This is a genomic window from Sphingomonas sp. ABOLE (genome assembly GCF_003950455.1).
Lineage (GTDB): Bacteria > Pseudomonadota > Alphaproteobacteria > Sphingomonadales > Sphingomonadaceae > Sphingomonas > Sphingomonas trueperi.
The window spans coordinates 1-18,485 of record NZ_QQWY01000014.1; the positions used below are offsets into that span (position 1 = coordinate 1).

12 protein-coding genes are annotated in these 18,485 nt (G+C 67.8%); 9 read left to right on the forward strand and 3 right to left on the reverse strand.

Annotated elements, in window-relative coordinates:
• Nucleotides 1–321 precede the first annotated feature (321 nt).
• Genes CA234_RS10435 through CA234_RS10455 form a run of 5 tightly spaced genes read left to right on the forward strand, consistent with a single transcriptional unit; the run spans nucleotide 322 to nucleotide 6,554 of the window.
• The gene (locus CA234_RS10435; protein ID WP_241213440.1) at nucleotides 322–2,364 is read left to right on the forward strand and encodes a methyl-accepting chemotaxis protein; all 2,043 of its coding nucleotides are present in this window, start codon (nucleotides 322–324) and stop codon (nucleotides 2,362–2,364) included.
• Nucleotides 2,361–2,843, forward strand: a complete 483-nt coding sequence (locus tag CA234_RS10440) for a chemotaxis protein CheW (RefSeq protein ID WP_125978187.1) — start codon at nucleotides 2,361–2,363, stop codon at nucleotides 2,841–2,843. The genes CA234_RS10435 and CA234_RS10440 overlap by 4 nt, the downstream gene beginning before the upstream one ends.
• A 19-nt stretch (nucleotides 2,844–2,862) precedes the next feature.
• A complete protein-coding gene (locus CA234_RS10445) occupies nucleotides 2,863–3,723 on the forward strand; it encodes a protein-glutamate O-methyltransferase CheR (protein ID WP_125978189.1) in 861 nt (286 codons plus the stop codon).
• The gene (locus tag CA234_RS10450; protein WP_126001652.1) at nucleotides 3,720–4,805 is read left to right on the forward strand and encodes a chemotaxis response regulator protein-glutamate methylesterase; all 1,086 of its coding nucleotides are present in this window, start codon (nucleotides 3,720–3,722) and stop codon (nucleotides 4,803–4,805) included. Before CA234_RS10445 ends, CA234_RS10450 begins: the two co-directional genes overlap by 4 nt.
• Before the next feature lie 21 nt (nucleotides 4,806–4,826).
• A complete protein-coding gene (locus tag CA234_RS10455) occupies nucleotides 4,827–6,554 on the forward strand; it encodes a hypothetical protein (RefSeq protein ID WP_241213441.1) in 1,728 nt (575 codons plus the stop codon).
• Here CA234_RS10455 and CA234_RS10460 read toward each other — a convergent pair.
• The 3 genes from CA234_RS10460 to CA234_RS10470 form a co-directional block, all read right to left on the reverse strand.
• Nucleotides 6,440–6,847: an Hpt domain-containing protein gene (locus tag CA234_RS10460; RefSeq protein WP_126001654.1), complete on the reverse strand. Its 408-nt coding sequence runs from the start codon at nucleotides 6,845–6,847 to the stop codon at nucleotides 6,440–6,442. The genes CA234_RS10455 and CA234_RS10460 overlap by 115 nt on opposite strands.
• Nucleotides 6,848–6,972: 125 nt before the next feature.
• Nucleotides 6,973–9,861 (reverse strand): TonB-dependent receptor, encoded by a 2,889-nt coding sequence (locus tag CA234_RS10465; protein ID WP_164521780.1) that lies wholly within the window; start codon nucleotides 9,859–9,861, stop codon nucleotides 6,973–6,975.
• Between the two features lie 389 nt (nucleotides 9,862–10,250).
• A complete protein-coding gene (locus CA234_RS10470; RefSeq protein ID WP_125978197.1) occupies nucleotides 10,251–11,843 on the reverse strand; it encodes a hypothetical protein in 1,593 nt (530 codons plus the stop codon).
• Between the two features lie 652 nt (nucleotides 11,844–12,495).
• Between CA234_RS10470 and CA234_RS10475 the strand changes: the two genes are divergently transcribed.
• Genes CA234_RS10475 through CA234_RS10490 form a run of 4 tightly spaced genes read left to right on the forward strand, consistent with a single transcriptional unit; the run spans nucleotide 12,496 to nucleotide 18,412 of the window.
• Nucleotides 12,496–14,133, forward strand: coding sequence for an MFS transporter (locus CA234_RS10475; protein ID WP_241213453.1), 1,638 nt, complete (start codon nucleotides 12,496–12,498; stop codon nucleotides 14,131–14,133).
• Complete coding sequence (locus CA234_RS10480; RefSeq protein ID WP_126001655.1) at nucleotides 14,130–15,230, forward strand: HlyD family secretion protein; 1,101 nt, start codon at nucleotides 14,130–14,132, stop codon at nucleotides 15,228–15,230. Before CA234_RS10475 ends, CA234_RS10480 begins: the two co-directional genes overlap by 4 nt.
• On the forward strand, nucleotides 15,227–16,690 hold the full coding sequence (locus CA234_RS10485; RefSeq protein WP_126001657.1) for an efflux transporter outer membrane subunit: 1,464 nt from the start codon (nucleotides 15,227–15,229) through the stop codon (nucleotides 16,688–16,690). Before CA234_RS10480 ends, CA234_RS10485 begins: the two co-directional genes overlap by 4 nt.
• 12 nt (nucleotides 16,691–16,702) lie before the next feature.
• Nucleotides 16,703–18,412, forward strand: a complete 1,710-nt coding sequence (locus tag CA234_RS10490; protein ID WP_206431166.1) for a glutamate--tRNA ligase — start codon at nucleotides 16,703–16,705, stop codon at nucleotides 18,410–18,412.
• The last annotated feature ends 73 nt before the right edge of the window (nucleotides 18,413–18,485 follow it).

Consider the following 18,485-nt stretch of genomic DNA (forward strand, 5'->3'; position numbering starts at 1 on the left):
TCGCCGAGAGCGCGAGCGAGGAGCCCCCCGCCGTCGGCATGCGCTGGCGCCGCCAGTTCGTCCGCACCCTGGTCCGCCGCGACGACGGCGTCGTCGTCCTCCCCGACCTCCACGCCATCTTCGCCGCGTTCATCGGCAAGGCAACCGCTGGAGTCGGCGCATGAGCCGCAGTCGCATTCCGCTGCCGATGCCGTGTTCGGCCCACGGCGCCGATGTCGTGCGTCCGGCTGCAGCTCGCCTGAGAATTCACGCCGAAGCTGGATGATCCGCGTTCGCGATGATCCAAAATTTACGTCGAACAGCAGTGACGAGAGGATGTTTATGTCGATCAATATTCTTGGCGGCGTGGCGGGCAACACCGTTTTGGCGGAGCTCGCGCGCGTGGAAAGCGCGATGGCGCGCGGCGATATCAGCGAGCGGGCCGATCCCTCGCTCACGAAAGGCCAGACGCGCGAGATCCTCGTCGCGATCAACGGCCTGCTCGACAGGGCCGTGCGGCCGGTGAGTGCGTTCAACGAACGTGTCGCGGAGATGCAGGCCGAGCACGACCGCGGCGATATCGACGTGATGCTGCCCATTGACGAGTTTCACGGCAGCTTCGCCACGATCGCAAAGCGCGTAAATGCGCTGGTCGCCAGTCACATCGCCGTGAAGAAGAAGGCTATGGCCTGTGTCGAGGCGTTCGGGCGGGGCGATTTCGAAGCGAAGCTGGAGCAGTTGCCAGGCAAGAAGGCGTTCATCAACGATACCATCGAGACGCTGCGCTCCAATCTCAAGGGCATCCTCAGCGAGATGCAGCAGATGTACTCGGAGCACGAGAAGGGCGACATCGACGTCATCCTTTCCGTGAACAAGTTCCCGGGTGACTTCGCCGCGATGGCGAAGGGCGTGAACGAGATGGTCGCCGCCCACATTGCCGTGAAGAAGAAGGCGATGGCGTGCATCAAGGAATTCGGCGAAGGCAATTTCGACGCGCCGCTCGATCAGTTTCCGGGCAAGAAGGCCTTCATCAACGACACGGTCGAGACGCTCCGGAAGAACCTGCGCGAGATCACCGCGGAAGTACAGCGGCTGATCGCTGCCTCCACCGCCGGCCAGCTCAATGAGCGCGGCAACGAGAAGCGCTTCGTCGGCGACTTCGCGTCGCTGATTTCGGGCATCAACGGCATGCTCGACGCGATCATGATCCCGATCACCGAAGGTAATCGCGTACTCGGCCTGGTCAGTTCGGGCGACTTGCGCGAGCGGGTCGACATGGCCTGCGAGGGCGACCACCGCCGTATGCGCGACGCGATCAACTTGCTGATCGACAATCTCCGGCTCACCGCCGACCTGGCCAACAAGATCGCGGAGGGCAACCTCACGATCACGCACAAGCCGCTGTGCGACAACGACATGCTCGGCACCTCGCTGGTCCGCATGATCGACCGGCTGCGCGTGATTATCGCCGATACCCGCACTTCGGCCGAACAGGTCGCCTCCGGCAGCCAGGAACTCTCGGCCAGCTCCGAACAGCTGTCGCAGGGCGCCACCGAACAGGCCGCGGCGACCGAGGAAGTCTCCGCCTCGATGGAGCAAATGGCGGCGAACATCCGCCAGAACACCGAAAATGCCGCGCAGACCGAGAAGATGGCTCGCCAGTCGGCGCTCTCCGCCGAAAGCAGCGGCGAGGCAGTCGAACGCGCGGTCGGCGCCATGCGCACGATTGCCGAGAAGATCGGCATCGTCCAGGAAATCGCCCGGCAGACGGATCTGCTCGCGCTCAACGCCGCGGTGGAAGCCGCCCGTGCCGGCGAACATGGTCGTGGCTTTGCGGTGGTTGCCTCGGAGGTGCGCAAGCTGGCCGAGCGCAGCCAGGGTGCCGCCGCCGAGATCAGCTCGGTCTCGTCCGAAACGGTCAAGGCCGCGGTCGAAGCCGGCGAGATGCTGCGCAAGCTGGTGCCGGACATCCGCCGCACCGCCGAACTGGTCAGCGAGATCAGCGCCGCCTGCCGCGAGCAGGACATCGGTGCGGTGCAGATCAACAAGGCGATCCAGCAGCTCGACCAAGTGACCCAGCAGAATGCCGGCGCCTCGGAGGAAATCTCGGCGACCTCGGTCGAGCTCGCCGCCCAGGCGGACGAGTTGCAGGCCAGCATTGCCTATTTCCAGCTGCAGGGCGGCAGCCACCGCGACGTGCCCAAGGCAGCGCGCAGCCGCGCCGCCGAAGCGCCGCGCAGCCGGGCCGCCGCCAAGGCGCCCAAGGCCGCGCCACGCGGCCCGTCGGTCGCGGAGCAGCAGGCGCGCGCGCACGGGTTCGCACTCGACCTCCACAGCGGCGGCCCCGATGCGGACGACTCCGATTTCGGAGTGCAGGCAGCATGAGCAGCGGCGGCGAGCTGCAGATCGTCACCTTTGGCCTGGGGGCGGAAGTGTTCGCGGTGCCGGTCTCGCTCGTCCGCGAGATCCTCGACTATCGCGAAACCTTCCGCCTGCCCAACGGCCCCGATTATCTGCTGGGCCTCACCGACATGCGCGGGCAGGGCGTGACCACGGTGGACCTGCGCCTCCGCCTCGGCCTGCCCGCCAGCGCGCCGACGCCCAGCACGCGGATCCTCGTGGTCGACGTGCCGATCGGCGACCGGGTACTGATGCTCGGGCTGGTCGTCGACCGGGTGCTCGAAGTGTGCAGCGTCGCTACCGATCAGCTGGAGGCGGCCCCTGATATCGGAGTCCACTGGCCGTCCGACTATATCGGCGGCGTCTTCCGGCGCGCCGAAGGCTTCGTCGTGCTGGTCGAAATGGGCCGGATCTTCTCGCCCGACGAAGCCGGAGTGCTCGATCGCCCGGCCGCGGCGGCCTGATCCCGCCGGTGCTCGCTGCATGACCGCCGCCCAGGCCCTTGTCGCCGCCCGCGCCGACACGCTGAGCGCGCGCAACTTCGCGCGGCTGGCCCAGTATGTCTATGAGGTCACCGGGATCAAGCTGGCCGACCCCAAGAAGACGATGGTGGAGGGGCGGCTGCGGCGGCGGCTGCACGCAGTGGGGATCGATACGCTCGACGCCTATTGCGACGCGCTGTTCGCGGGCGCGCTCACCGCGACGGAAACTCCGCTGCTGATCAACGCCGTCACCACCAACAAGACCGACTTCTTCCGCGAGCCCGCCCATTTCGATTTTCTGCTGGAGACGGCGCTGCCGGCGCTGTTGGAGCAGGGCGTTCGCTCGCTGCGGGGTTGGAGTGCCGCTTGCTCGGTCGGGGCCGAGCCCTATACGCTGGCAATGGTGCTCGACGATCATGCCGCGCGCTATGGCGGCTTCGACTTCGGCATCCTGGCGACCGACATAGACACCGACGTGCTCGCCACCGCGCGCAAGGGCATCTATCCGGCGGACATGCTGGCGCCGGTGCCGGCGGCGCTGCAACGCGCTTATGTTCGCCTTCCCAAGGATCGCCGTCGCCGCGAGGTGCGGATCGCCCCGGAGCTGCGCAGCGCGGTTGGCTTCGCCCGCTTGAACCTGATGGACCAAAGCTATCCGGTCGGTGAGCCGATGCACCTGATTTTCTGTCGTAACGTATTGATCTATTTTGACAAGCCAACGCAGCGCGCCGTCCTGACCCGGCTGCTCGATTGCCTGGCGCCGAACGGATACCTGTTCCTCGGCCATTCGGAATCCATCCACGGCATGGGCCTGCCGCTCACGCCGGTGGGCAGCACCGTGTTTCAGAGGAAGCAGGCATGACCGGCGGCAAGATCCGCGTGCTGATCGTCGACGATTCGGCGAGTGTACGCCAGACCATGGCTTCGATCCTGAGCGAGGATCCGGCGATCGAGGTGATCGGCACCGCGGCGGATCCGTTCAGCGCGGCGCGGCGCATCCAGGAAGCGGTGCCCGACGTCATCACGCTCGACGTCGAAATGCCGCGGATGGACGGCATCACCTTCCTCAAGAAGCTGATGTCGCAATGCCCCATCCCGGTGGTAATGTGCTCGTCGCTGACCGAGGAGGGCTCGGAAACGCTGCTCCAGGCAATGGAGGCGGGTGCGGTCGACGTGATCCTCAAGCCGCGCTACGGCGTGGCCGATCACCTGGCCGAGCATCATCTCCAGATCCGCGACGTGGTGAAGGCGGCGGCGCGCGCCAGGGTGCGCGGTCGCGCCGCGGTGCCGACGTTCCGCAGCGAGGCGCCGCCCAAGAAGCTCACCGCCGACGCCATGCTGCCGCCGCCCGACAACCGGCCGATGAGCCGCACGACCGAGATGGTGGTGTGCATCGGCGCGTCGACCGGCGGCACCGAGGCGTTGCGCGAGGTGCTGGAGGCGCTGCCCTCCAACTCGCCCGGCATCGTCATCGTCCAGCACATGCCCGAACATTTCACCCGCGCCTTCTCGCAGCGGCTGGACAGCCTCTGTGAGGTCGACGTCAAGGAGGCGGCGAACGGCGATCCGGTGTTGCGCGGCCAGGTGCTGATCGCGCCGGGCGGCAAGCATCTGATGCTCGATCGCCAGGGCTCGCGCTACTATGTCTCTGTCCGCGACGGGCCGCTGGTCTCGCGACACCGCCCCTCGGTCGACGTACTGTTCCGCTCGGCGGCGCGCGCGGCGGGATCGAACGCGGTCGGCATCATCATGACCGGCATGGGCGACGACGGTGCGCGCGGGCTGCTCGAGATGCGCCAGGCCGGCGCCCGCACCTTCGCGCAGGACGAGGCGACCTCAGTCGTGTTCGGCATGCCCAAGGAAGCGATCGCACGCGATGCGGCCGAGCGGGTCATCCCGCTCGGTAACATCGCCAGCGAACTGCTCGCGGTGGCCAATCGATAAGCGTCGGGAAAGGAGCCTAACGTGTACGTCGGCGACACTCCCGAACCCGATCCCGGCGCCGAGCTGTCGCTGCCCGCGATCGAGGCGAGCATCACCCGCATCGCTGCGGGGCTCGATGCCCGGTTCGTCACGGCCGGCGAAGCGCTGGCCCAGGCGCATGTCATCGTCGAGCAGCTGGTGGCGGAGCTGGAGAGCGTCCTCAACGCGCTGGGCCGTGACGCCGCAGAAGCCGCAATCGCCAACATGCAGGCGACGGCCGACCGGCTGGAACGGCTACCGCAAGTCCAGGCAGCGCGGCGCGAGGGGCTGGAGCGGATCGCCAAGGGCGCGCAGCCGCTCCGCCATCAACTCGGCCAGGTGATGCGCACGCTCGACTTCCTGCGCATCTGCGGGCTGAATATCCGCGTTGCCGCCGCCGGTCAGAACGGCTTTTCCGCCTTCGCCGATACAATGTCCGAGAGACTCGATCTGGGCGAACGCGAGATCGCGGGCATCGGCGACGACATCGAGCAACTGACCGCCAGCATCCCGGCGTTGCTCGAGGTCGACAGCCAGCTGGGCGAGGAGTGTGCGCGGGTGATCCCGCAGGTGCCGCGCAAGCTCGCCGCCGATGCCGCCGCGCTCCAGCGCCACCAGGTGGAGGATGCCGGCCGCGCGGCGCGGATCGCCGACGTCGCGCGCGACATCCGCACCAAGGTAGGCGGCGCGATCGGTGCCATGCAGATCGGGGACATCACCCGCCAGCGGCTCGAACATATCGCCCTGGGCCTGCGCGCGGTGATCGACCTGCGCCAGCAGGGGGATCCCGCCGATCCAGCCCCGGTGCTGCTCGCCAGCGGCCATGTCCTTGCCCTTCTCGCGGCGCAGGCGGCCGATGCGATTGCCGATTTCCACCGCGATTCGCTGCGGCTTGCGGAAAATCTGACCGGCATCGCGCCCAGCACCGCCGCGCTGCTCGAGATCAAGGCGGAAGGCGCGAAGGCGCAGGCCGGCGACGACAAGGCTGCCTTTCTCGCCGCGCTCGAGCAGAGTGTGGCAGACGTGCGCGCGGTGACCACCAAGCTGCGCGACGCCGATGCCCGCGCCCAGCGCCTCGGCGCGTCCACTTCGGCGAGTGCGGAGCGGCTGGCGGCGCGCCTGCGGATCGTCCACCGCGTCAACGAAGACGTGCATCTCATGGCATGGAACACCGATCTGCGCTGCTATCGCCTGGGCGACGAGGGTAAGGCGCTGGCGATGGTCGCGTCCGAGATTCGCGGTTTCGCGACCACCCTGGCGACCGTGTCGGGCGGGATCCGCGCGTCGGTCGAGACGCTGGTCGCAGCGGTATCCGCCCTGCGTGACCCGGATGCGGTGCCGGGGGTGGATCCTGCGGAAGCGCTCGCCGCGTCGCTCGCCTGCATCCACGACGGTGCCGTTCGGATGCGCGCGGGCATGGATGGGCTGGAGGCGCACGCGGCTTCGGTCACCGGCATCATCGACACGACGAGCCGCACGATCGACTGCGAAGCCGACTTTGGCGCACTTCTGCGCCAGGCTGCCGAGCAGCTCGCCCTGCTGGGCGTGCCGTGCGACATGCCCGACGAAGCGACGGCGGCGCTGCTTGCTCCGCTGCTCGACCAACTCGCCCGCGCCTACACGATGGCGAGCGAGCGACAGGTGCACCAGCGCTTCGCCATCACGCCGCCGGACGGCGTGCCGCCGTCGCCAGACAAGGATGGCCGGGACGATGACGATGGACTATTTTGACCAGGCGGGGAGCCGGGGAGGTAGCGCACTGACATCGTCACGTACCCACCCGTCCGCAGCCGGGTTTCCAACGCTTCCGCCGGGGCACCGAGGCGGGTGACGCCCACGATCCGGCCTGCGCTCTTGATCGTGTGCGCCGGCAGGATGGCCGCCTCGAACTCCCCGGCGATCGGCGCGTCGCCCAGCGACTTCAGATGTTTCGTGCGGTCGCTGCGGCAAATCTCCAGCAGCGCCTCGAAGCCGCTGACGGCGTTCCGGGTCTCGTCGAAGATGTTCTGGTCGAACGGCAACACGCGTGGGAGGCATTCGCGTCCGGCCGTCGCGGCGGGGCAGCCAAGGGTTTAAACTTGGGTTCAGGCCGGGCCACGGCCGGTACCGGGGGCGGACATGCGCGGCGGCGGGTGCCGCCGCCGCCGTCTCAAAGCTTGATGCGCACGCCGAAATTGTAGCGCGCGCCGGTCTCCTGCTGGAGCAGATAGCGCTCCTCGATGGCCGACCATTCGTCGATCAACGTGTTCGTCACGTTCACGCCCTGGAGATAGACCTGGAAGTTGGGCGTGAGATCGTAGGACAGGTTGAAATCGAGCTGCCCGTAGGACGAGCGGTTGCGCGGGCGGGACTGGCTGTCGCGGCAATTGCGCAGATAGTCCGAGCGCCAATTGTACGAGACCCGCGCCGAGATGCCGTATTTTTCGTAGAACACGCTGCCGTTCGCCGAATGCGGCGACAGGCCGTTATAGCCGCAGGAGAAATCGCTCAGCGTCTGGTCGCGCTTGGCGCTGCTGGCGACATAGGTGTAGTTGCCGGTCACCCCGAAGCCGCCGACGAAGCCGCCCAGCGCATCCAGCGAATATTGCGCGCCGACCTCGATGCCCTTGATCGTCCCGGTCTGGCCATTGCGCGTGCGGGTGTCCTGATAGGTCCTGCCGAAACGCGAAACCGGCAGCGTTTGCAGTTCGAGGAAGTCGGACAGGTCCTTGTAGAAGCCGCCGACGCTGATGTAGCTGACCCGCGACAGATACCATTCGAGCGACAGATCATAGTTGGTCGAGCGGAACGGCAGCAGATTGGGATTGCCGCCCGACGACAGCGGCACCGCGATGCGGCCGCCATAGTCGTTGTTGACGCCCAGGTCGGTCAGCGTCGGCCGGGTGATCGTCTGCGAGAAGGCGGCGCGTGCGATCAGCTTCTCGGTCAGGCTGTACTTGATGTTGGCGGAGGGGAGGGCGTTGACGTAGCTGCTGCGCACCGCGATCGCGGTCGCGGGGCCATAGGTATATTGCAGCGTGTCGTCGCCGGGCGTGTTGTTGATGCTCGTCACCGGCGTGTCGAAGCCTGAGGACAGCACCTGGGTGCGGATCACGCGCACGCCGGCATTGCCGGTCCAGCGATCGTTGCCGAACTGCATGCTGATATAGCCGGCAGTGAGCCGCTCGCGCACGTTGACGGTGCCGCGCAACTGCTCGCGCACGCCGAAGGGGCCGCCGTCGAGCGCCTGCACCTGCGCTGCGAACGCCGCCTGCTGCGCCGGAGTGCGGCCGTTGGACGGGATGGCGAGCGTGGCGGGATCGTTCAGATAGGCGAGGAAAGCCTGCGGATCGACCTCGAACATCGATGGCGGGATATTCTGTCCGCCGCCGAGCAGGTCGCTCCACTGGTAGGGCTTCAGCAGACCCTGCGCGATCGGCACCTGATAGCCGCAATAGGTGCAGCTCGTATCGCTGTTGTTGAACGAGCGGTTGATCTTGCGCCGCTCGGTATAGGACAGGCCGACCATGACGTTGCGCAGGATCGAGTCGTCGACGTCGAACTTCGTGTCGAAATGATATTCCGATCCGCGATCGCGCGAGCGGTTGGCGTCGATGCCCATATAGTGCAGGCGCATCAAATCGGCATTGTTGATGATGTTGTTGTCGTACGAGATCGACGGGATGCCGTTGCCGCCGTCCAGCTTGAAATCGTAATTGTACGGCAGCAGCGCGCCATAGACGAGATAGGCGTTGGGCGAGCGCCGATTGGCGCCGGTGGTGGAGGCATCGAAGCGCAGTTCGATGTTGTCCGCCGGGTTCCACTTGAGGTTGGCGCCGATCTGATAGCTGTCCGATTTGCGGTTGGTCGTGTTGTAGACGTGGTCGACCTTGGCGTTGACGCCGTTGTTGGTCAGGTCCGGGTTCGCGGCCAGGAACTGCGGATTCTGGGCGATGAAGTCGCGCCCCAGCATGGTCAGGCTGGTGGCGGTGTTGGTGCCGTCGAAGGTCGGCTGGAAATAGGGCGCGGCCATGAAGTTGTCGAGGCGACGCGTTACGCCGGAGATGTTGAAGCGCGAGTAGATGCCGTCGACGGTGATCTCGAGGGTGTCGCTGGGCTTGAACTGGACTGCGCCGGAGACGTTGATCCGCTCGCGTTCCTCCTGCGCGCGCTGATAGTAGAGGCTCTGCGGCAGGTTGGCGTTGCCGGTGACCGGGTAGCGCGGGTCGCTGCCGGTGATCATCGTCGGCACGCCGCCGATCGACTGCACGATGTTCGGGCGACCGTTGATCCAGCCGTCGATGGCGATCGTGTCCGTCTGGCTCTTGCGCTTGGTGTACGAGCCCGCGAGCAGTACGCCGAAGGTCTTGTCCGGGTTGGCGTAGGAGACGGTCGCAGCAAGGTCCGGCGAGACATTCTTGCGCGAGCGATCATAGATGCCGCCGATCTGCGCGGCGGCCTGGAAGCCGCCGGGGCCCTTGAGCGGTCGGGCCGTCACGATATTGACCGTCGCGCCGATGCCGCCTTCCTGCAGCTCGGGCACGCTCGATTTGAAGACATCGGTGCGCTGGATCATGTTCGACGAGAGGACGTCGAACGAGAATTCCCGGCCGGCATTGTCGGTCGCCATGACGCGACCATTGACCAGTACGGTATTGAACTCGGGGCCGAGGCCGCGAACCGTGATGAACTGGCCTTCGCCGCCCGAACGGTCGATCGCCACGCCGGTAATGCGCTGGAGCGATTCGGCAATATTTGCATCCGGGAACTTGCCGACATCCACCGCACTGATGGAGTCGACGATCTGGTTGGCCTCCCGCTTCACCTGCGCGGAGGAACTGAGGCTGGCGCGGATGCCGGTGACGACGATCTCGTCGCGAGTGTCGGTGGTGCCATCCGGGGCGGAGGCGGCGCTATCCTGTCCCACCGCGGCCGACGGCGGCGTCTGGTTCTGCGCCCCCCGTGCGGCGAGAATCGGGGCCGATCCGGTCTGCGCGAACGCGGGGGCCCCCGACAGCACGCTGCCGAGCAGCAGGCATAGTTTTAGCGACGTTGACATGACGCGTTCCTCTCCCATTTGAAACATCACCGCTCGTTGGCGGAAATTATTTTGCTTTTTCAAACTATGAGAAAAACAAGTTGAGATATCAAGGCGAGAATGTAACCGGTTAAATTGTGAGCGCTAACATGAAGCGGTGGCCGATCAGGGGCTTCTGTTCTGGCGGAGAACCTGTGGGCGTGGCGCGTCAACGATGAATTGCCACGGTACGACCGAGATCCCATCCTGCCGCTGCACCGCGCGATGCACCGCGCGATGCACCGCGCGATCCAGCCCGGCCGTCTACTTCCAATAGCGGCGGACGCGACCTGCGAAATCGGAACAGCTTCCGCCACCAAGGTACCGATCCCCCGCTACGCGGCTCCGGCGATCCGCGCGCCTGGCAGGGCTCACCGCCGTGGTCGGGGCGGTAAAGGCCGATCGATAGGCGAGGAGGTCGCGTTGAGCCGCGGCGGATAGGTGTGTGCCGGCGGCTGCAACGACGAAGCCGAATGGGAACTGGTCATCGTCGGAAGCGGGGGCAGGGCCTTGTCCCGTCCGAGAGGCGGCGGCGGCAAGGGCCGTCGTGCACGGCTGGCCTCCGCCAGTGTCGCCGACGGCAGTCGCGGTTCCGGTGGCTGCGCCAGCAATCCGTTGAAGCTCGCCTCGATGGCCTTCGCTTCGGCACTGATGTCCGTCGATGCGGCGTTCACGATCCCAAGCTCCTTGGCGAGCGCATGCGCATCCTTGAACAGGCTCATGAACTGCCGCATGAAACCCAGCGAAAATGCGGCGATGCCGCCACCGGATGGCTGGCCGCTCTGTGTCAGGCGAAGCGCGTCTTCCACCGCTCCGCTGCCGGCCGCGTGGGGAAGCGCCATTGCCGCATTATAGCTCGCCGCGCCTACACCCGCATTGGTCAACAGCGTGAGCGCGCGGTCCGCCAGGAGCACGGCTTTCTCGCGGGAATCCAGCGCCTTCAAGTCGCTGAACGCGCGTTCGACCGCCGCGATCTGCGCCATCTCGCGCTGACATTTCTGCCACGCCTCGGTGATGGTGAACGTGCCGCGCAACCCGTGCCTGCGGCCGGTGACGCCGAACTCGAGCAGCGCAGTGACCTTGTTGCGGAGCGCTACCAGCCGCGCGCCGGACGCCGTCTCTTCGCCATGGGCGTCGATATGGGCGTCGATTTCCTCGATCATGTCGTACAGCTTGCGCGCGAGACGTTCCGAATGCTCGCCGAGATGACCGACTTTGCCCTTATAGGCATTCAGCTCGGTCTTGATTCGGGCAAAGCCCGGTAGAAAGTCGTGCTGCCCCAGCGCCAGCATCTTGCCGATGGTGAGCGCGTGGGCGACCGCGCCCCCCAGCTGCACCGTTCGGCCGAGCGCAGGACTCTTCTGGTACATCTCGCGAAGCTTGCGGATCTCGAGGAGAACCCGCTCGCGACTCTCCTCGGCGGACCGGTAGGTCTCGGTGAACTTCTTGACGGCGTCGGTGAGGCCGCGAACGGTGCTGATCACCGCCAGCACGAGCGACGCGCCCCCGGTGGGCGGTGCGGCAGCAACGCCGGCCGCCAGGAAGATCAGCGTCAGGCCGACGCGCGCGACTTCCTTCTTGCTGTCGACCCGATATGCGTCCCATGCCGCAGATGTTTTGAGGCTTGCGGCGATCACGTCGTTCACGCGCCGTTGCAGGACGGGAAGCTCCGCGAGCATCAGGCGCTCGACCGCATTGCGTATGTTACCGCTCTCGACGGTGTGCGGGCCGACCATCGGCCCGATGCGCGTCAGCACGATCCGCCGAACTTCCTCCGCCAGAAGCAACTGCACCTGGTTGTTGAGTACCGGCCGCTGCAACAGTGCTTCGCGGACCGGGTCTGGCATGTTCGCGGACCATGTAAGCGGGATTGCGTCGAGCGAATCGTGGACAGCGCCGCCCCTCGCGGACCGCAGCATGCGGCCCAATGTGCTCTCGAACAGAATGACGGACTTGGTGGGCATGATCGTTCCTCGCCGAGCGAAAGGGAAGTACTGCGCGAATTGATCCCGCGCTATCAAATGTGCGCGTTTCAACTCCGCGAAGCGTAATGCCGCACTGGGAGGAAATTTGGTTACGGATGACATGGAGGATGCGTGCAGACGGCTCAGTTATACATTGCCGTAACCCGGTGTCGTGCATTGCATGCTATGCGTTACTTCGGACGGGCGGGGTTTCGGTTTCGCTTCCTGTGCGTTTCGGGGGCATTCAGCAAAATCCGCCAGCCTTTGCGGCGTGGGTTGGGGGGGCTCTGCCGTCAGCGCCCGCCACAATCGCCCGGCGTTGAGGAAGGCCGCCAGGGTGCGCGTCGCCGGTCCGGCGCCCGTCGCGGCCGTGCCGGGACGACACCTCGTCTTCGGCCGAAGCCGGCGCGTCCGCAACGTGGCCCTCCGATGAAACCTTCTCCCGCCGCGCAGCCTTCGGTCGCGATGCAAACCCGGCGCTTTCCAAAGATTTGAGCGGCAACGCTGGCGTCGCCTTTTCCGGTTGGGGGGCGCTTCGGAACCACAGGGCAAACCCAGGGATAGCTTGGATCGCATGCGCGTCTCGCGGAGAGTGGCGGGGACGTGCTGACCGACCGTACCGGCGGCGCCATATGGGAGGGCCGTGCACATCATGGCGGAGCGCCGCTACATCTTCGCGCCGGAGGAGCGGCCGCTCTTTCCCGGCGCGCCCTATTCGCCGCGCCTGTCGAGCGGCGACCGCGTCGTCTATGCGATCTCGGGCGCGGTGCTGGCGCTGGCGAGCGGGCTCGGCAATGCGCTGATCACCACCAATCTCTACGTGATGGCCGGGAACATGGGCCTGTACGTGGCGGAGGCCAATCTGCTCCTCGCGGTGTTCGTCGCGTTCAACGCCACGGCCAATCTGCTGCTGGTCCGGGCGCGGATGCAGTTCGGCATCCCGGCCTGCCTGCACGCGATCCTCGGCACGCTGATCCTCGGCGAACTGATCGCGCTGTGTTTCCCCTCTACCGGCACGACGGTGCTCGCGCGGGCGATCAGCGGCGTCGCCTCGGGCGGGCTGACGACGATGGGGCTCTACAGCGTCTTCCAAGTTTTTCCCATCCGGATGCGGCCGATGGCAGTGGTCGTCGGCTTCAGCCTGCCGCAGCTCGCCATCCCGATCGCGCGGATGGTGCCGCTCGACCGCGTCGCGTCCGATCACTGGGCCGGCGTGCACGGGATCGAACTCGCGCTCGCGCTCGCCGCCTGGGCGCTGACGACGCTGCGGCCGCTGCCGCCCACCGATCGCAGCAAAGTATTCCAGCCGCTCGACGCCCTCACCATCACGCTGGCCATGGCCGGCATGCTGCTCGGCTGCACGGGCCTCGCCTCCGGCCGCTTCTATTGGTGGAGCGACGCGCCCTGGCTCGGCTGGATGTTCGCGGGCGCGCTGCTGCTGCTCGGGCTCGTCCTGCTGATCGAGGATCGCCGCGCACAGCCGCTGCTCCAGGTCCGCTGGTTTGGCACCGCCGACATCCTGCTGATCGCCGGCATTTCGCTCGTCGTGCGGATCGCGCTGACCGAGCAGACCTATGCGGCGGTGGGCCTGCTGGCGCTGGGCGGGCTGACCAACGACCAGATGCACGGGCTCTTCGCCGTGGTGCTGCTGGCGATGATCGGCGGCATCGCGCTGGCGGCGTGGCTGGCCCGGCCGGATCGGGCGCTGCCGATGATGCTGTGCTCGGCCCTGGTCATCGCGCTGGGAGCGTGGCTCGACACCCATTCGACCTCGGATACCCGCGCGACCCAGCTGATGGTGAGCCAGTCTCTGCTCGGCCTCGGCACCGTCCTCTTCCTCGGCCCGGCATTGCTGTTCGGCATCGGCCGCGTGCTCGAGCGCGGGCCGACGCACCTGGTGAGCTTCGTCGTGCTGTTCAGCACCACCCAGAATCTGGGCGGACTGGCCGGCGCGGCCTTGCTCGGCAGCCTCCAGACGATTCGGGCGCGGGTGCATGCCGAGATCCTGGCGGATGCCATGCCGCAGGGCGATCCGCTCGCCGCCCAGCGGATCGCGGCCGGGGCGGGGCAGCTCGCGCCGCTCCTTGCCGATCCCGGTGCCGCCGACACGCAAGCGCGCGCGCGTCTCGGCACCGCGTTGCAGAACCAGGCGAACATCCTCGCCTTCAACGACACCTTCTGGGTGGTCACGCTGCTCGCGCTCGGGCTGGCGGCGTTCCTCGCCCTCGTCATCCTCCAACAGGAAATGCGGCGGCTGCGCGCCACGCCGCCCGCCGGAGGCGCCGCATGACCCAGCCGACTTCGCCGCCCGCCGCGCCCGCCGCCGCAGCCGAGACGGTGTGGCATCCGCCACGCCCGCGGCCGATCGTCACCGCGCTGTGTGCCCTCGCGCTGCTCGTCGCGATCGCTGCGATCCTGCAGATCTGGGGCATCGGGCCGCTGTCGGGCAGCGCGCAGAAGACCGACAATGCGCTGGTCCGCGGCCGCACCACGGTGATCGCGCCGCAGGTGAGCGGCTATGTCGCGCAGGTGCTGGTCCGCGACTATCAGCCCGTGAAGGCGGGGCAGGTGCTCGTCCTGATCGACGACGCGATCTACCGCGCGCGGGTGGCGCAGGCGCAGGCCAATCTCGATGCGCAGCTCGCCGCGCTCGCGAACAGCCGGCAGGCGCGATCGGCGCGTGCGGCGGACATCGCCGGGCAGGATGCCGCTGCAGCCGACGCGGTGGCGCAGCTGGTCCGCGCCAGGGCGGACATGGCGCGCGCGCGCGATCTCGCGGTCGACGGCTCGATCTCGCTGCGCGAGCGCGACCAGGCGGCGGCGGCGCTTGCCCAGGCGGAAGCGGCGGTGCGCCGGGCGACCGCGGGCGGCCGGGTGGCGCTGGAGGATCTGCGCACCGTGGAGGTCGGGCGCGACGGCCTCGCCGCGCAGGTCGAAGCGGCGCGCGCCCAGCTCCGCCTCGCCGAGATAGACCTGCTCCACACCGTGATCCGCGCGCCCGAGGACGGGCAGCTCGGCGAGATCCATGTCCGCCGCGGCCAATATGTCACCAACGGCACCGCGCTGATGGAGCTGGTGCCCCCCGATCGCTGGATCATCGCGCTGTACAAGGAGGCGCAGACCAGCCGCATGCGCCCCGGCCAGCCGGTGCGCTTCCGGGTGGACGCGCTCGGGGGGGCGCATCTCACCGGGCATGTCGCCCGGATCGCCCCGGCCACCGGCTGGGAGTTCGCCGTGCTCAAGCCCGACAATGCGACCGGCAATTTCGTCAAGGTGCCGCAGCGGATCGGCATTCTGATCACGATCGATCCCGGCCAGGCGCTGGCGGCGCGGCTGCGGCCCGGCCTGTCGGTGGAAACGCGCGTCGAAACGGGAAGCGGCCGATGAAGCGCGCGGGCGGCCTGGCAGCGCTGCTGTTGCTCCACGCCTGCGCGGGCCCGCAGCACCCGGCGCCCAGCGATGCGGCCGTCACGATCCCTGCGGGCTGGCGCGGCGGAGGCGGCGCGGGACCGGTTGCTGCGGATTGGTGGCGCGGCTTTCACGATCCCGCCCTCGACGCGCTGGTGGCGCGGGCGCTGGCCGGAAACCTGGACCTGCGGATCGCGGTCACGCGGATCGAGCAGGCCCGCGCGCAACTGCGCGGCACCGCCGCCGTCGCCCAGCCGAGCGCTGCGCTCGGCGCGACGGGGGGCACTTCGCGCAGCCTCAATCCGTTCGGGATCGGGGTCGATCAGCAGCGCGGGCAGGGCGAACTCGACCTGGCCTATGAGGTGGATCTGTTCGGCAGGCTCAGCCAGTCGACCCAGGCGGCGCGCGACGCGTGGCTCGCCAGCCAGGATGCCCGCGATGCGCTGCGCATCGTGCTGATCGCGACGGTGGTGGAAGCCTATCTCAACCTGCGTGCCGCCGATGCCCGGCTGGCGATCGTGCGGCAGACCGTCGAGGAGCGGCGCCAGGAGCGCGACTTGATCGGCCGTCGCTTTCATGCGGGCTATGCCTCCAGGCTGGAGGATCAGCAGGCGGAAGCGGCGCTGGAGGCGGCGGCGCGGCTGGTGCCCTCGACCTTGCTCGCGCGCACGGTGCAGGAAGATGCGCTGGCGCAACTGTTGGGCATCCCGCCGACCGACATCGTGTCTGCCGGCGAGGCGGTGGCGGGCGTCCCCGACGTACCGGCGGCGCTGCCTTCCGAGGTGGTCCGGCAGCGCCCGGACATCGCCGCGGCGGAGCGCCGGCTGGCGGCGGCGGACCATCGCCTCGCCGCGGCCCGCGCCGCGTTCCTGCCCCGGCTGCAGCTGGCGGGGAGCGCCGGCGGCGTGGCATCGACGGTGCTCGCCGATCCGGTGTCGCTGTTCGCGCTGGGCGGATCGGTGCTCGCCCCGCTTTTCCAGGGCGGTGCCTTGCGTGCGGGCCGCGACGCGGCGGCGGCGCGACGCGACGCGGCGGCCTATGCCTACAAGGCAGCGGTGCTCCAGGCGTTCCGCGAGGTGGAGGACGCGATGGCCTCGGTCCGCTACGTCACGGAGGAGACGGCGGCCGCGCAGCAGCAGGTGGCGGCGCTGGAGCAGGCCTATCGCGCCGCGCGTCGCCGCTATCAGGCGGGCTATGCCTCGTATCTCGAGCAGCTCGATGCCGAGCGTGCGCTGCTGGCGGGGCGGCTGGACGCATCGGATCTCCGGTTCCGGCGGCTGGCGGCGATCGCCGGGCTCAACCGAAGTATCGGCGGCGGATGGACGGAGGCGGGCGCGGGCGGGGAAGGGGGTACTTCCCGTCCGGCGGAGAAGGCGATAGGAGGCGTGTCGACGCCAGCCGCCCAGGCGATCGATCTGGCGACCCCACCGAATTCTTGAAAGTCTCCGCGCGTGTCATCGACCACCGATCCAACTTCCGAAACTGCGCTTCCCCTCGACGTGCTGACCCCCGCGGCCACGCTGTCGATGGATGAGATCCACCAGCGCTATCCGGCGCGGTCGCTGCCCGAAGGCGCGCGCGTGACGCGGTTCGGCCCGAGCCCGACCGGTTTCATCCATATCGGCGGCCTCTATGTGTCGCTGATCTCGGAGCGCACCGCGCACCAGTCGGGCGGGCTGTTCTACCTGCGCATCGAGGATACCGATCGCAAGCGCGAGGTGCCCGGCGCGGTCGAGCTGATCCTCGGTGCATTGAACGACTTCGGCATCGCGTTCGACGAGGGCCCCTCGCTGGCCGGCACCGAGACCGGCGCCTATGGCCCGTACCGCCAGAGCGAGCGCCAGGAACTCTACCAGAGCGTGGTGCGCGAGCTGCTCGTGCGCGGCCATGCCTATGCCTGCTTCGCCACGCCCGAGGAACTGGAGGCGATGCGCACCGAGCAGAATCTGCGCAAGATCCCGCCCGGCTATTATGGCAGCTGGGCGATCTGGCGGAACCGCAGCCTCGCGGACGTGCAGGCGGCGCTGGCCGAGGGCCGCAGCTTCGTCATTCGGCTCAAGGCCCCGGCGGCCGAGGGCAACGGCCGCGTCGAGCTGCCCGACCTGATCCGCGGCAAGCTCAACGTGCCGGCGAACAACCAGGACATCGTGCTGCTCAAGGCGGACGGGCTACCGACCTATCACCTCGCGCATGTGGTCGATGACCACCTGATGGGCACCACCGACGTCATCCGCGGCGACGAGTGGCTGTCGTCTTACCCGGTCCATGCCCAGCTGTTCGATCTGCTCGGCTGGCAGCGGCCGCGCTATGCGCATATCGCGCCGATCGAGAAGAATGTCGGGTCGTCGCGTCGCAAGCTCAGCAAGCGGCATGATCCGGAAGCTGCGGTCGAATGGTATTCGGTCGAAGGCTATCCGCGCCAGGCGGTAATCGAATATCTGCTCAACCTCGCCGACGGCAAGTTCGAGGACTGGCGCAAGGCCAACCCGACGGCGGATTCGGAGACCTTCCCGCTCCAGGTCGAACGCCTCAACCGCAGCGGCGCGCTGTTCGATCTGGTCAAGCTGTCGAGCATCAGCCGCGAGGTGATCGGTGCGATGACCGCGGCGCAGGTCTATGACGCGGCGCTGGCCTGGGCGCAGGTCCATGACCAGCCCTTTGCCGAGCGGCTCGCCGCGCATGCCGACTATGTCCGCGCGATCCTGAACATCGAGCGCGGTGCGGCGCGGGCGCGCAAGGACATCGTCAAATGGTCCGACGTGCCGAGCGACACGGCCTATTTCTTCGACGATCTCTTCGTGCCGCGCGACGAGGTCAGCCAGCCGCTCTGGGACGCGCTCGCCCCCGGTCTTGCCGCCATCCTGCGCGAAGTGGCGGAGGGCTTCGACCCGACGGTCGATCGCGATGCGTGGCTGGAATGGGTCCGCGCCATCGGCGAGAAGCATGGCTATGCTGCCAACGGCAAGGCGTACAAGGCCGAGCCGGAGCGCTATCAGGGCCAGTTCAGCGCCATCGCGGGCGTGCTGCGCCTGGCGCTGGCCGGCAAGCCCAACACGCCCGATCTGTTCGAGGTGATGACGGTGATGGGGCCGGAGCGCGTGCGGGCACGCCTCTCCGCCGCTGCGGCATGGATCGAGGCCAGGGCGAGCGACCGGGGCTGACGCCCGTTCCCGCACGGACCACGAGGCCCATCTGGAAGCGTTCGACAAATCGTTCGCTACCGGATAGCTCGAG